The following is a 14735-nucleotide window of genomic DNA, read 5'->3' as shown; positions in this document are numbered from 1 at the left end:
CCCAAATCACTGCAACTGCTGAGCTCCTTAAACATAGTCTGGATTTCAACATTTGTAGGTCGTTTAGAACGCTTATGTCTCTCGAGTACAACCTTGCACTCTGCGGAGGAGATTTCCGACACGGGGGCGTATTGTCTACGACTATTTGATTTACATCAACACTTGGTGGTGCAAACGTTTAAATAATTTACACGATACGCAACAAAGCATTGAATAATAAGAAGTAATCAATAACCTTTCGAGAGTTATAAAATTTAAGCAAAAACTCTAAATTGAAGAATAAATGTTCAAATTTGCAATCCATTACATAAGTAATGCGATTCAGGTGGAGTTTACTCCTCAATTCGCAACTCGTTGAGAATGATACTTAATGAATTATAACCGAGCGTTCTATCGGGAAGCAGGTAGAGAGGTAGTGGTTAATACTCAGAAATGAAAGGATGGCTAGATAAAAGCCACCACTTTACGAGTTAAAACGACAATGATTACCTTATCACTTTTTTATAACTGCGCTCTGGTCGCCCTACTGTGCCGTAGTTTAAGTCGGCTTCCAGTTCACCCGAACTAATGAGGTATTCAAGATAACGTCTGGCCGTTGTTCGGCTGGCACCGATCTGCTCGCCTGCTTCGTCCGCCGTAAACATGCCTTCTCCAACAAACAAAGCACGAATCTTGTCTAAAGTTACGCCATCGATTCCTTTTGGTAAGCGTTGTGGCGTGTTGTCTGAACCTGCATTTGATTGCAGCATCTTATCAACCAAGTTCTGATCTAAGCTTTCTGCCACGTTCAGCTGTTGACGTTGAGAGATGTACTTTTGCAATGCCGCTTCTAATCTAGGGAACATGACAGGCTTGAGTAGATAATCAACGACCCCGCCTCGCATCGCTTGTTGAAGGGTATCCACATCTCTCGCCGCGGTAATTAAAATCACGTCACAAGTTTGATTATTTGAGCGCAGCGTATTGAGAATCTCCAAGCCCGTTCCATCTGGTAGATAAACATCCATCAGTAATAAATCTGGTTTAAGGATCTCTAGCTGCATTTCTGCTTCCATCCGTGTCGTTGCTATGCCCACCACTTCCAAGCCGGAGAGTTGGCTCAGATATTTATGGTGAAGCTCTGCAATGGCAATATCATCCTCGATGATCATGACTCGCGTTGCCGTATTCATACTTGTTCTTCCTTAGGCAAATACACGGTAATTCTCGTTCCATGTTCTGTATTTGGTAGCATCTCAACATAACCGTGATAACGCGTCGCCAGTTGATTCACAAGGTGTAGCCCTACCCCTCGATTCTGACGCGACTTGGTTGAAATGCCCTTTTTCAAGAGCTCTTGTGGCTCAATGTTTTCCGGTAGCCCACAACCTTGGTCGACCACCTCTAATATCACTTCGTTTCCGTAATCACTGATCGAAACATCAATACTGCGACGTTCTAACGCAAACGCAGATTCAACACGAATCGCAGACAAAGTCGCGTCAAATGCGTTATCGACAAGGTTGCCGAGAATGGTCACCAAATCTTCGGCGTTGAGCCATTCCGGTAACGGTTCTAGACGACTGCCTTCTTCGACCACCAGCTGCAACCCCAACTCCCGTGCACGTTCTGTTTTGCCTAAAAGCATACCAGCGATAAGCGGATCTTTAATGGTGTCCCGCAAGAACTCAATCATCGCTTGGTAATGCGCCGTCTCTTGTCCAATAAGCTGCTGCACCGCTTCTAGCTCGCCCATTTGAACCAAGCCACTAATAGTGTTGAGCTTGTTTCTGTGTTCATGCGTTTGTGAGCGAAGCAAATCCGCGTACTCTTTGGTTTGCGAAAGTTGCTCGGTAAGCTCATTGATTTCATCACGTAAACGGAAGCTCGATACGGCACCGACGATTTTACCATCCACAAAGATCGGTGAACGGTTTGCAATTAAGCGTTTGTGATTGAGGAAGATCTCGATGTCGTGATCTTCTTGTCCTGTTTCTAACACTGTATACAAATCGCTATCTCGGAGCGTATCAGTCAACGGTTTGTTGAGCGCAGCCTCTCGGTTAATACCTAGAATTTGGCATGCGCTACGGTTGATCGAGCGTAATACACCTTGCGCATCAACACTGAGCACTCCTTCTTTAATGGTGCTCATCGTCACATCCAATTCACCGTATAAACGACCAATCTCTTCCGGCTCAAAGCCCATGATCGCTCGTTGGAACTTACGTGACGCATAGTTAGAGACAACAGCATTGGCTGCAACCACAACCAGTGCCATTACAATTAAAAAGGCAAGAAACGGCTCGATTCGATCTTGCAGGCGCTCTAACAGATAACCGACAGAAACCACCCCAATGATGTTGCCTTGCTGGTCAAAAATCGCTGCTTTACCACGCACGGAATAGCCTAAAGAACCTTGAGCCGTTGAGATATAGGACTTCCCTTCCACCAGCGCCCTCTGGTTATCACCGCCTTTCATCGGCTTACCAATACGTTCGTCGACGGGGTGAATCAGACGCACACCATCTTTATCGCCGATAACAATAAACGCAGCACCTAACGCATCGGTCATTTCACGAAATCGCTGTTGGTATGGCTCAGGGTTTTGAGATTCGATCATCTCGATGACGATATGAGATGTCGATAAGAAACGCGCGACACCTAGTGCCTTCTCACCCATCTCTTGTTCTTGATCGAATTTAAGGTAAGTAAAGCCCGCAGCCACCAGAATAAGAAGTTCAATCAAACCCGATAACGTCATAATAATGAGCATGCGCTTACGAAAGCTGATCGAACTCCAACTCATTGATACATCCCTTACCGTTGCGAACATTCCACGTCACTGTGGAGACACATTCTAAATTAACACTGAGTTAACAAAGAGGCTTTTACTAAATGACAAATCTGTGAACGAGCGAAATGATCTCGTGTGTTTCCGATTAATTACTAAGCGAGCAGAAGCACAAGCACTTCAAAAGTGAGAGAAAAAGTTGACGAAATAGGACGCAGAAACAGAAAGATAAGCGGTCAGGCGTTCATGTATCTCACCTGACCTTGTTGGTTTTATCGAGAAGCAAAAACGCGCTCTAAACGATCCAGTGCTTCCTCAATCACTGCAGTCGGACAAGCCACATTCATACGAATAAAGCCTCGTCCCATTTCGCCAAACATGCTGCCACCTTCTAGAACCAAGTGCGCTTCATCAGCCAGTAGATTAAGCAAGTCGGCTTCTTCTAACCCAAACTCAGAGAAATCTAACCACGCCAGATAAGTCGCTTCAGGGACATAGAATTGGATTTTTGGAATGCGTTGCTCAATGAAAGACGCCATCAAAGCCAAATTCGTGTCGATAACATTATTGACCTCTTCCACCCACTGCTCTTCTTCATTGAATGCAGCAATCGTCGCGTCCAACGCAAACGGAGACATGCCTACCTTTCCTGTGTAGTTATTCAATGTCTCCCTATGCGATGCGCTCTTGATGACCAAGTTCGTAATATGCAGCCCAGCGACGTTAAACGTTTTGTTTACCGCCGTTGCGATGATGGTATTTTCACTGTGTTCCAAGTTAAGGGCAGAAGTAAACGAGCTGTCTTTGCGAATCAAATCCGCGTGTATTTCGTCCGAGAAAAACAGCACATCGTTGTCTGCACAAATCTTGAGAAGAGACTGCGTGACTTCTGCAGACCAGATATTGCCCGTCGGGTTATGTGGGTTACAGTAAATAAAGATCTTGTTGTTCGGGTCTTTGCACTTTTCTTCAAAGTCCACCAAATCAATGCTGTATTGATTGTTCTGATCTTTGATCAGATGGTTTCGCACGACTTCACGGTTAGTCTCTTGAATCTGTAGTTGGAACGGGTAATACACCGGAGGCTGAATAATGACGCCTTCCCCTTCTTTGCTGAAGGCTCGAATCACATTACGAACCGCAGAAACGGTTCCGGCACTGTACACAATCCAATCCTGCGCAATCGACATATTATGACGTCGGCCATACCAATTGATGACGCTGTCATAATAAGGTTCAGTCTGCTGTGTATAACCCAAAGTGCCTTGCATCGCTCGGTTAGTCAGTGCGCGAGTTATTGCTGGCGCGCACTCAAAATCCATATCCGCCACCCAAAGGGAAATGGTGTCATCGTAATAATTCACCCCTAAAAAATCTTTGACTATCTGGTGGTTTGTCTTTGCAGCAAAGCTGTTTTTTCGATCTAACGTTGTGGTGAAATTATAAGAATTCGTGGTCATGAAGCTGGTACCTTTAGCGCTTAAAAATGAGAGAAGCGAATAAATGCAATGGGATTACTTGAGTCTAATCTAGCGACCATTGTTGATTAAAACTCTGACACCCCGCAAAAAAACAGCAACGTTTTCAACTTGCGTGAAACGGTAAAACTCGATGCCTTCGTCGCTTTAAGTCACGGAGCGTTTAACCACAGTCTCAACGCTCAATTTATAGCCTCCATGAAATATCAAAAATAAATCATATCGCCAGCCAAATAATGTTGTTATTTATTCAACATCATACATAAATTGCCATCCAAATCTTGAACATGATCACACCAATTTGAGCGGTTTTTGAGGCGTTTTTAGACTTTCCGTCGTATAATTTTTAGTCAAGAAGCCTGCTAGAGCTTCGAACAAAGAAAGCAGCCAACTGGAAGTCTATTTAACGCTCAACACTTGCGTCAGAAAATTTGAAGATACATTGATAAAAATACAAATACTGACCGTAGGACAAACACTTAGACACCATCTGCACTGCAATAACTATAAACAGAGGTGCTTTTATAGTTAGAAGGAACACCAAAACATGGAACGCGATACATTTGGAATTTGCCTGAATAAGGCCATGCTGTCAGAGAATATGTATTCAACGTTTACACACGTCAGGGCTTATGAAAAGAGTGATGCTAGCTCCGCTGATCTTAAGGTGCTGCTGTCATTCCCACAGATGAGTGGTAAAGACTTGCTGAATACAATGCGAGGTTCTCGTCAGCTTGAGTGGAGAGCAGAATTTCACTGCCCTTCCATGAAGTGAAACAGTAGAAAACACGTAATAACGCTGCGCCCAACTAAGCCCCACTTAATTGGGCGCAACATTTCTCCAACAATTCTTTTATCCAATCACTTAACACTTTCTAATGAATACTTTATATTAGAGCTAATACTCTAAAGCAAAGTAGCCACTATGAAACAAACCGGAAAGTTCTGGATTTTGGGCCTTCTCAGCAGCTCGATTTCTCTTGCCTGTCACTCGGCTCCCATCACATTCGATGATGCATGGAAATTGTTGTTAGAAAACAACTATTCCCTTAAAGCGCAACGTGCCAACGTAGAAAGTTATGAATACCAACAAAGCGCGACAGATAACCTCAACTTACCGCAAGTAAGCATCGGCGCGAACTACACGCGTTTAGATACTGACGTCACCTTGTCCGGACAGCAGATTCTCGATAGCACTGGGCAACACATTAGCGTGCCACCTGTTTTCCAACCTATTTTTAGTGCGCTTGCGAATACCACCTCAACGATCACAGAGCGTGACATCTTCTCTTCTTCTATTCGTGCTATCTGGCCAATCTTCACTGGTGGTCGAATCAATGCCGCTCAATCAGCAGCAGAAGGTAAAACGGACGAAGCGAAAAGCCAGCTCGCGATGGAGCAACAAGCTCGCTTTGAAGATCTCTCCAAGTACTACTTCTCCGTTGTCCTAGCAAAAGAAGTGTTGGCAACACGACAAGCGGTAGAGAAAGGGTTAACCAAACACCGCGACTTTGCGATTAAGATGGAAGAACAAGGCCAAATCGCCCGCGTTGAACGCCTTCAAGCCGAAGCCTCATTAGACAAAGCCAAAGTCGAAACACGCAAAGCCGCCAGTGATCTAAGTATCGCGCAAGCGGCTCTTGGTAAGATCTTAGCGCAGAACGACTCTGTAGAACCTTCAGAAACCCTGTTTATCAACAATAACCTGCCGCCGTTGAATGCGTTTATTGATCAAACACTGCTAACCTACCCAGGCTTAGATTTGTTGGATGCCAAACACAAACAAGCGTCGAGCTTAATCAAAGCCGAGAAAGGCAAATACTACCCAGAAGTTTACCTATACGGTGATTACAGCCTGTATGAAGATGACTCTTTGGCCAGCCAAATGAAACCGGATTGGTTAGTTGGTGTCGGTGTAAATATTCCGCTGATCGAATCCACTGGCCGCAGCGAAAAAGTAAAAGCGGCGCAAAGCATGGTCACGCAAGTCGATGCGCTAAAATCACAAGCGAAGCAAGATTTGTCACTTCTGGTACAAAAGACGTACCTAGAAGCACAACAAGCCATTGATGAGGTCCAAGGTCTAGAATCAAGTATCGCCCTTGCAGACGAGAACCTGCGCTTACGCGAAAAAGCCTTCACTCAAGGCTTATCGTCATCTTTGGATGTGGTCGACGCGCAACTGTATGTCGCCAGCGTAGAAACACAGCAATCAGCAGCACGTTTCCGTTATCTGATTTTTTTAACCAAACTATTAGCACTGAGCAGCGAAATGAACAGCTTCGCTCAATACCAACACACTGCTTACGTTCCAACATCAGCATCCAAAGAGGCAAAATAAGTCATGGCAGCAAAATCTCTAAAACCCGCTCTACTATCACTTTGCGCTTTGGGTGTCGCTTCTTGGGTTGGTTACCAGTTCTACCAAGCGTATCAACCGGAACCAGCACGTTTACAAGGGTTGATTGAAGCGCAGCAGTACAGCATCTCTTCTAAAGTCCCAGGTCGTATTGATGAAGTCATGGTACGTAAAGGCGATGATGTCGAAAAAGGCCAGTTGATCTTTACCCTTCACAGCCCAGAAATCGAAGCAAAACTGGAGCAAGCAAAAGCGGGTGAAAAAGCCGCTGGCGCATTGGCATTAGAAGCAGAAAAAGGCGCACGTGAGCAACAAATTCAAGCCGCAAAAGACCAATGGTTGAAAGCGAAAGCGGCTGCAGATTTGATGGAGAAAACCTACCAACGTGTAAACAACCTTTATAAAGATGGTGTAGTCGCAGAGCAAAAACGCGATGAAGCGATGACGCAATGGCAAGCTTCGAAATACACCGAAAGCGCTGCATTCCAAATGTACAACATGGCAAAAGAAGGCGCGCGTAGCGAAACCAAAGTCGCTGCAGCAGAGAAAGCACGCATGGCGGCTGGCGCAGTAGCGGAAGTAGAAGCGTACGCAAAAGACACGCAAATCTTTAGCTGGTTTGATGGCGAAGTCTCTCAAGTTCTATTGCAAAGCGGCGAACTTGCACCTCAAGGCTTCCCGGTTGTGACGGTTATTGATACGCAAGATTCTTGGGCGACACTGAACGTACGCGAAGACTTGCTCAAACACTTTACCAAAGGTACTACCTTTAAAGCTTACCTACCAGCATTAGATAAAGACGTTGAGTTTAAAGTGACTCACGTTGCCGTGATGGGTGATTTTGCTACATGGCGCGCGACAGACGCATCGAAAGGTTTTGATCTTCGTACATTCGAAGTGGACGCTCGCCCTACCCAACCAGAGCCTGAGCTACGCATGGGCATGAGCGTTGTGGTTGAGCTGTAATCGCGTTGGCTTAAGACTATGACGATTCAAATCTCACAACGACAAATCCTACGGCGCGATAAGTGGTTATTATCTTGCCTGACATGGGTGCCGATCTTATTGGCCGTCACTATTTGGGGCGTGTTCTCTGCAGGTATTGCCAGAGATCTCCCGATTGGTGTGGTTGATTTGCAGCACTCGCAATTGTCACGCAAGATGATTCAGTCTCTTGATGCCTCTTCCACTCTTTCTGTTGATTATCACTACACCAGTTCAACAGAAGCGAAGAACGCAATGATCGAGGGTGATATCTACGCTTATGCTGTGATTCCCCCTCAATTTGACCAAGACATTCTTTTGCATCGGCAACCGCAGCTATCGGTCTTCTTTAACAGCCAATACATTTTGGTTGCGAAACTGATCAACTCAGCGGTTGCGCAGTCTCAAGGGTATTTTGATGCCCAGCTAGAAACCATGGGTAACCTAGCAAAAGGCAACACCACAACGTTGGCTGCCATTGGTCAAGCCGTGCCAATTTCGACTCAGATTACGGCCTTGTTTAACCGTAACACCAACTACGCTCAGTTTTTGGTAACAGCGATTGTTCCGGCGATCTGGCAGATCTGTGTCGTGGTCAGTACCATTTTGATCCTCGCAGCGCATTTTCGTCTTTATGGAAATGGCAACAACAGCTTCGCGTTCTTAGGTGATCGCCCTTTCACTCGACTAAGCAAAATTCTAAGCCAGTACATTCCTGTCTTTATGGCACAAAGCGCACTGTTCTTAGTCTGGTTTTATGTGGTGCTTGATTGGCCGATGGAAGGCAGCTACTTAGTGATGTTGTTAGCGCAGTTCGTAACGACTATCGCATGCATCATCATGGGAGCGCTGTTCTTCTTCCTATCGATGGACCCAGCACGTGCAATGAGCTTTGCCGGCGCATTTACCGCGCCGAGTTTTGCATTTATGGGGATAACCTTCCCGGTTTCCGACATGAACGCGTTAGCGCAAGCGTGGCGAGGCTTATTACCAATTACGCATTACATCGAAGTTCAAGTGGATCAAGCAAGCTACGGCGCAAGTGCGGCACAATCTATCGGCTCACTCTGGCCGATGGTTGGGTACATTATCCCGCTAATGATGACGGCGGCTCTATTAGCAAAACATCGCAACACAGCTTTGTTAAATAGCGCGTCCTCAACAGATAGCAAACAGGAGGCAGTATGACACTGTGGCAACTGATCAAAACAGAACTTCGCTCAGTGATGACCAATCCTGTGGTGGTGCTGACCGTCTTTGGTGGCGTGGTGTTTTACTCCTTCTTGTACCCGCTTCCTTATGCGCAACAAACGCCAAGAGAACAGCCGATTGCGATTGTGAACCTCGATGGTAGCCAAACCAGCTTAACCCTAGAGCGCATGGTCGACGCGACGCCTCAGGTTAAAGTCGTGACGCGTTTACACACGATTGCCGATGCAAAACAAGCATTCTTAAATCGTGAAATCACTGGCTTCTTGGTAATTCCAGAACACTTCTACAAAGACTTGATGCTTGGCAGCAGCCCTACTCTGGCTTATGCCGCCGACGCTTCCTACTTCTTGGTCTACGGTACCGTAGTCGAAGGTTTGGCAACAGCAGGCGGTACGCTTGGTGCTCAAGTTAAAGTAAGCAAGATGGTGATCGATGGCGTGCCGCTGAGCATGGCCAGCCATGACTACTCTGCAATCAAACTCAACATGAAGCCAACCTTCAACCCGACCATGGGCTACATCGAATACGTGGTGCCAGCGGTGTTTGTTCTGATCCTTCAACAAACATTGATCATGGCCGTCGGCTTGCAAACCGGTACACAGCGCCATGGTCGTGGGTATTGGTCTCAGGTGCCAACTGGCGCTCTGCTACTTGCCAGAACCTTGGTCTTCGTAGCTATCTACTACCTACTCAGCGCCTATTATTTTGGCTTCAGTTTTGAACGCTTGAACGTCAACCACGTTGCCAACGCAGGTGAATTGTTGACCTTGTTATTGCCATTCTTGCTTGGCTGTTGTGGTTTAGGTTTGTGGCTTGGGTATTTGCTACCAAGGCGCGAGCTGGTGACATTGGTCGTACTGGTTAGCTCAATGCCATTAATCTTCTTGGCAGGCTTCATTTGGCCAGTTGAGTCGATCCCAGCCCCGCTGCTTTGGTTTGCCGATTTGAGCCCGAGCACGTGGGCAATCAAAGGCTTTTTAGCACTCAACCAAATGGGCGCAACATGGCAACAAGTAGCTAAACACTGGACAGCACTTTGGGTGCTTACAGTTCTTTGGGGTGGCGTTGCCTACTGGATCGCCAAACGCAATACCAAACCAGTAGTAACAGAAAGCCTAGGTTAACGGCTTTACATCCAATTAAGAAAGGGGCTCACATAACCCCTTTTTGTTTGTTCGAATATTTTAATGGCAGAGTTGAACTGAAGAGTCACTGGGTCGTTTTTGGGTAAATCCGTGTTAGAGCAATTGTATTAACACGTCTTGAGTGGATTAGAAGAAGTATTCTGAATATGCTTGTTAGCTGACTTTTTAAAGTATGCACTAAAGCTCAAAATGATAGCGAGCGAGGATACAATTGTCATAGCCGTGCCTGACACAAAGGTCACATACCCACCTAGTTCAAAGAATATGAAGTAACCAATACCTACCGATCCACCGACAAGTGCAGTGATGCAGGCCACCATTAACCCCGTTAGGATGGTTATACTTTTTGGCATTTTCTATTGCCTCCTATCGATGAAGAGACCAAGAGCAAGTTGCTAATTGTGATTAGAGCCTCGTTGGTTAAGAAGTTAACTTTCGAGGGCTTTTGTCTATTTGCCGCAAAGAAAAATGTTCAAGTGATTGCTCATTTTCGATTCAATCCGTACCACTCAAGACTTTTTTCTTTCTAAACTTTTTATATCAAGTAGTTAACCTTCTTGACGTACAAAGCTATACAGCTGGACCTCAAAGCCTAACGCAAAGTAACTTATTACATTTTCACTATCTCTATTACTAGTCACTACGCGACTAATAATAGAGCCGGTAGCATTAGTCGGCTCTGTATATTTTCTACTGGACATTGCGGCTCCTTCCTCTCTCAAACCGTAACGCCAATTTTAACGCGTCGCTTTCAGGTGCCTTCTTTTCTTTCTAAAGAATAACTAGACAAAGTGCTCCTAATTACGATCTGACTGGTTAAATTTTTAACAGTGACTCACACCCTGCCAAAGAGGGATGGTAAGACCCCACTTCCATAGACACTTAATAGTTATATAATTCAGCCAACCTATGATCAGCCTAAACCATCTAGCTTCCATCACCTAGAAAGCAAAAAGAGCACATCAACTAACGCTAATGTACTCTTTTAGAATAGAAAGCTATAGCGCCTCTATTTAATGTTATGGCTCAGATATGCAAGAAACATAGTGGTATGTCTCAAGCGCGGTAGTATTACGAATATTACCAAACGTCATGTCAATAGTAACGACATCAGTGGGACTGACCTCGGTTGATGACCAATAGACAATACCAATAGGCCAACCACGTTGCTCGTATAGGCTATTTGGAAAAGGAAAAGAAAAGGAATTGTACAAATCGAGGAGCTCATTGTCGGTAGGTAAACGCCAATTCGTTCTCCCTTCTAACGCGATAGAATTATATTGCTCACACAAAGCTGGTGCATCATTCCACCACTCAAAAAGGTGGTAATATCCAGTGTCACCAGTTTGAAAAAAACCACTATCGTCTAGACGCCCTGTCTCCTCGTAGTACATTCCATAGTTCTCACTTCCACCGATACTTTCAAGGTATCTATCACTAGGTGAACTAGTATATAGAACGCCATTATTGTTCAAGTCAACTACGTCAATACATGGCCCTGCTAAGGTAATACAAGCCGTGACCTTAATTTCGTTACTCACAATACCTTGCAGCTCTGCCGTCGCCATTGCAATATCATTGGAGATTACGCCATTTGATAATAATCCGGTTGCTGATATCGAGACCACATCATCACCCGTGACACTCCAGTTCACTTGGTCTGTAATATCTGCTTGCGTTGAATCATCATAATAGCCAGTCGCCCTGAGTTGGACTGTTTCAGTCCCCCAAATTCGAACGTCGCTTGGCTCCAATACTATCGACTCTAAATTCTTGACCACATTAATAGTCGCAGGGTCACTTTGAACAACATTGCCATAACCATCACTCAAAGATGCAATGGTTGTTGTTCCGCCTAACGCAACGCCAGTGACAACTCCACCATCAACGGCACCATTTCCAACTGTTGCGACCGATGTGTCTTGACCGGTCCAATCTACCTCTCTCGTAATATCAGCAGTCTCACCGTCAGTGTAGGTCCCCCTTGCTGTTAAGGTCGTTGCTTTCCCAACACCAACATCAACAGTGACAGGTACAATATCAATATAAACAAGTCGTTCTGTCGTTACGTTAAGTAGCGCATTGTCGCCAATCGTTTCACCTTCAACAGTAGTGCTAGCCCTTACTTCAACCGTTCCAGCAGACACGCCTGTTACCATTCCGTTATCTATTGTCTGGCCAGTCGTGATAGAGGCAACGGCTGGATCGCTTGTACTCCAGCTCACCGATGGATCATTCGTTACATCAAGGCCTGTGCCATCAGAGAAGATAGCTTTCACATTGAATGGCCTTGTTTGACCAACGGTCGTTGTATCCGTGTCTGGTGAAACCTCTAAAGAAGTAATAACCGCATCAGTCACCGTAAGCTCCGCAGTACTATTCAGACTATCAGAAATGTGAGCTTTAATCGTTGTGGGTGATGCAGCTGCAGTTACTCCGGTAGCTAAGCCACTGGTATCGATGGTCGCAATCGCCTCATCTGAAGAAGTCCACGTTAATGAAGAATCTGTAGTTACATCTTGTGTACTGCCATCAGAAAAAAACACCTCTGCTTTAAAAGCTTGAGTTAAGCCTTTAGAAACCGACGCTACTTCTGGAGAGACTCTCAGCTCAGTTGCAATAGCATCCGTAATCGTAAGCTCTGCAGTATCGCGAACGCCAACCCCGTTAATGTTCGCAACTGCGCTCACTTCAACAATACCCGCACTCATACCTTTTGCCAAACCATCAGTATCAACGGTTGCCATAGCGATATCGCTACTATCCCAGTTCAAATACGATTCAGTGGTAACCTCATACGCAGTGCCGTCAGAAAACGTTGCTGTGGCGACAAAAGGCTTTTCATAACCCGCTGCTAATGTCTCTGCTTTTGGAGTAACTTGCAGTCCTGTCGCTATTGCATCGGTCACCATGACACGTGCAGTGTCAGTTACCGTTTCATTATCTTCTGTATATTGAGCAGTAACCGTTGTATCACCAACAATCATACCTTCAACAGTAGCATCAGGGTTTACCTTGGTTATCGACTCATCTGAACTTGACCAGATGATATTGTCGCTGCTTGTGACATCAACAATGCTGCCATCAGAAAGCAAAAGGTTTGCGTTTAAAGGTAAAAGCACCCCTACAGGAATAGCGTTGTCTTTTGGTGAAACCATCAGTTTTACAATGGTCACATCTCGGGTCTCAGGTGGTTCTGTGGCCCCACCGCCGCCAAGCAAACCTTTGTCATCTCCGTTACAACCAATGACACCAATCAGGACGAATATAGCCAGAAACGATTTCCAAAGCGTATTTAGGAAATTCATTATTGAACCTCCTTAACTTGCTCATCGATTTTCTCTTCAAGCGTTTCAAACTTGATGTTTACACGTCGATTCAATGTGCGCCCTTCCGCTGTATCGTTACTTGCGACAGGTTCTAACTCCCCCGCTCCGGTTACCGTTAAACGTTTGGCATCCACGCCTTTACCGACAAAGTAGTCAGCAACAGATTTGGCACGCTCCTCAGAAAGCTCTTGGTTGTATTGCTCCGAACCAACACTATCGGTATGACCAGTAATAACAACACTACCGTTCGGATATTGATTTAACGCATCAACAACACGATTGAGTTCGTCACTGACTTGTAGAATGGATGAGTTGAAACCAAATTGAGCATCAGCGGCTAGAGAAACGTCTTTTATCACCACTTGTTTTTCAATAACGGTTTCGGGTCTAGGCTCAGGAATAGCGACTGGTTCCGGTTGAGACACTTCCTCTTCACCAAAGTGGTACGTTAAACCGATAGAGGTGAAGTGCAAATCTGCACCTTGGACAATATCATCACCAATACCATCAATGAATTGGTATTCCCCTCTCAGAGACCAGTTGTGAGACAAACTATAGTCAAGACCAAGAGAAGCCATTGCATTCCAATCTTGACTTTGTTCGCTTCCAGCCCAATCAGATTGCTTGTCAATATCTTGGTAAGCAGCACCTATGCGAGTAAAGACTTCCCAGTTTGGCGAAATCGCATAAGAAAGTTTAGCGGCAACTTCTGCACCATACGTGTCAGTACTGACTTTTCCATTCGAATATTTCGCATCCGGCTTACCGTAATCGGTGAAGCCGCCTTCAAGAGCAAACCATTGATTAAATTGGTAGCCTGCGTAAAGACCGTAGGCAAAAACATCCTCATTACATTCTTGTGCACTTGATGAACATGCATCTTGGTAAGCCGCCCACCCAGCACGAGCGCCTAAGTAAAAGTGCTCACTATGAGAGGCATTGCTTTCGATGTTTGAAACGCCAGTTTGTCCATTAACTGGAGTGTTGAGAGAGCCCCCTTCCGCAAAAGCTGGGACTGCAAGTATCGCACTGATAGCAGATACTAAAGCTATACTATTAGATTCCATACCTATTCCAATACTACCTGTAAATACTACCCTCCTAAACACCCAAAACTGCATATCCCAAGAAGAGCTTGATTTTCATATAAAGCTCACAAGAGAGAAAGACGAATCACGAACACAAGTAATTCAAACACACACAGTAATTATCAGGAGGAGCTACATTGAATATAAAAAGCCATATAACAGTAACTTACATAAAGAAAGCCAATGACTTATGGTGAGCAATCATACAAATACATATTTCTAGCGACTAGGCATCAATACCAAATATATATAAATATTGCCTATGAAGCTCAACACACATGTAATAAAACATTGTATTTTTAAATAGTTAGAGTAATTACTTGTGGAATCATTTTTTCATCAAATGGACTATTTATTACAATAAGAA

General features: G+C 45.0%; 10 protein-coding genes. 5 read left to right on the top strand and 5 right to left on the bottom strand.

Annotated features, from left to right (window positions below; genetic code table 11):
- Window positions 1–485: 485 nt before the first annotated feature.
- The 3 genes from A9237_RS16225 to A9237_RS16215 form a co-directional block, all read right to left on the bottom strand.
- Complete coding sequence (locus A9237_RS16225; protein WP_038894101.1) at window positions 486–1172, bottom strand: response regulator; 687 nt, start codon at window positions 1170–1172, stop codon at window positions 486–488.
- Window positions 1169–2788 carry an ATP-binding protein gene (locus A9237_RS16220; RefSeq protein ID WP_078608658.1) on the bottom strand — a complete coding sequence of 540 codons (1620 nt, stop codon included), beginning with the start codon at window positions 2786–2788 and terminating at the stop codon, window positions 1169–1171. Before A9237_RS16220 ends, A9237_RS16225 begins: the two co-directional genes overlap by 4 nt.
- Window positions 2789–3045: 257 nt before the next feature.
- Entirely contained in the window at window positions 3046–4233 is a 1188-nt protein-coding gene (locus tag A9237_RS16215; RefSeq protein ID WP_078608657.1) for a MalY/PatB family protein, read from the bottom strand.
- A gap of 565 nt (window positions 4234–4798) precedes the next feature.
- Between A9237_RS16215 and A9237_RS16210 the strand changes: the two genes are divergently transcribed.
- From A9237_RS16210 to A9237_RS16190, 5 genes are all read left to right on the top strand, one after another.
- Window positions 4799–5026: a hypothetical protein gene (locus A9237_RS16210; protein WP_010648656.1), complete on the top strand. Its 228-nt coding sequence runs from the start codon at window positions 4799–4801 to the stop codon at window positions 5024–5026.
- A gap of 150 nt (window positions 5027–5176) precedes the next feature.
- The gene (locus A9237_RS16205; RefSeq protein WP_078608656.1) at window positions 5177–6592 is read left to right on the top strand and encodes a TolC family protein; all 1416 of its coding nucleotides are present in this window, start codon (window positions 5177–5179) and stop codon (window positions 6590–6592) included.
- 3 nt (window positions 6593–6595) lie between these two features.
- Window positions 6596–7576 carry an HlyD family secretion protein gene (locus A9237_RS16200; protein WP_078608655.1) on the top strand — a complete coding sequence of 327 codons (981 nt, stop codon included), beginning with the start codon at window positions 6596–6598 and terminating at the stop codon, window positions 7574–7576.
- Between the two features lie 18 nt (window positions 7577–7594).
- Window positions 7595–8782, top strand: a complete 1188-nt coding sequence (locus A9237_RS16195) for an ABC transporter permease (protein WP_078608654.1) — start codon at window positions 7595–7597, stop codon at window positions 8780–8782.
- Window positions 8779–9930: an ABC transporter permease gene (locus tag A9237_RS16190; protein ID WP_045416696.1), complete on the top strand. Its 1152-nt coding sequence runs from the start codon at window positions 8779–8781 to the stop codon at window positions 9928–9930. The genes A9237_RS16195 and A9237_RS16190 overlap by 4 nt, the downstream gene beginning before the upstream one ends.
- Before the next feature lie 1040 nt (window positions 9931–10970).
- Here A9237_RS16190 and A9237_RS16180 read toward each other — a convergent pair.
- Both A9237_RS16180 and A9237_RS16175 read right to left on the bottom strand, forming a co-directional pair.
- On the bottom strand, window positions 10971–13259 hold the full coding sequence (locus A9237_RS16180; protein ID WP_078608652.1) for an Ig-like domain-containing protein: 2289 nt from the start codon (window positions 13257–13259) through the stop codon (window positions 10971–10973).
- Window positions 13259–14347 carry an OmpA family protein gene (locus tag A9237_RS16175; protein WP_078608651.1) on the bottom strand — a complete coding sequence of 363 codons (1089 nt, stop codon included), beginning with the start codon at window positions 14345–14347 and terminating at the stop codon, window positions 13259–13261. Before A9237_RS16175 ends, A9237_RS16180 begins: the two co-directional genes overlap by 1 nt.
- Window positions 14348–14735: the final 388 nt, after the last annotated feature.

This window comes from Vibrio owensii, assembly GCF_002021755.1.
GTDB lineage: Bacteria > Pseudomonadota > Gammaproteobacteria > Enterobacterales > Vibrionaceae > Vibrio > Vibrio owensii.
Note: the sequence above shows the minus strand (reverse complement) of the source record. Positions and strands in the feature narration are given on the sequence as shown.

Bases quoted from the DNA above. Each gene is read 5' to 3' on its own strand.
- A9237_RS16225 (WP_038894101.1), bottom strand. From the start codon at position 1,172: ATGAATACGGCAACGCGAGTCATGATCATCGAGGATGATATTGCCATT.
- A9237_RS16220 (WP_078608658.1), bottom strand. From the start codon at position 2,788: ATGAGTTGGAGTTCGATCAGCTTTCGTAAGCGCATGCTCATTATTATG.
- A9237_RS16215 (WP_078608657.1), bottom strand. From the start codon at position 4,233: ATGACCACGAATTCTTATAATTTCACCACAACGTTAGATCGAAAAAAC.
- A9237_RS16210 (WP_010648656.1), top strand. From the start codon at position 4,799: ATGGAACGCGATACATTTGGAATTTGCCTGAATAAGGCCATGCTGTCA.
- A9237_RS16205 (WP_078608656.1), top strand. From the start codon at position 5,177: ATGAAACAAACCGGAAAGTTCTGGATTTTGGGCCTTCTCAGCAGCTCG.
- A9237_RS16200 (WP_078608655.1), top strand. From the start codon at position 6,596: ATGGCAGCAAAATCTCTAAAACCCGCTCTACTATCACTTTGCGCTTTG.
- A9237_RS16195 (WP_078608654.1), top strand. From the start codon at position 7,595: ATGACGATTCAAATCTCACAACGACAAATCCTACGGCGCGATAAGTGG.
- A9237_RS16190 (WP_045416696.1), top strand. From the start codon at position 8,779: ATGACACTGTGGCAACTGATCAAAACAGAACTTCGCTCAGTGATGACC.
- A9237_RS16180 (WP_078608652.1), bottom strand. From the start codon at position 13,259: ATGAATTTCCTAAATACGCTTTGGAAATCGTTTCTGGCTATATTCGTC.
- A9237_RS16175 (WP_078608651.1), bottom strand. From the start codon at position 14,347: ATGGAATCTAATAGTATAGCTTTAGTATCTGCTATCAGTGCGATACTT.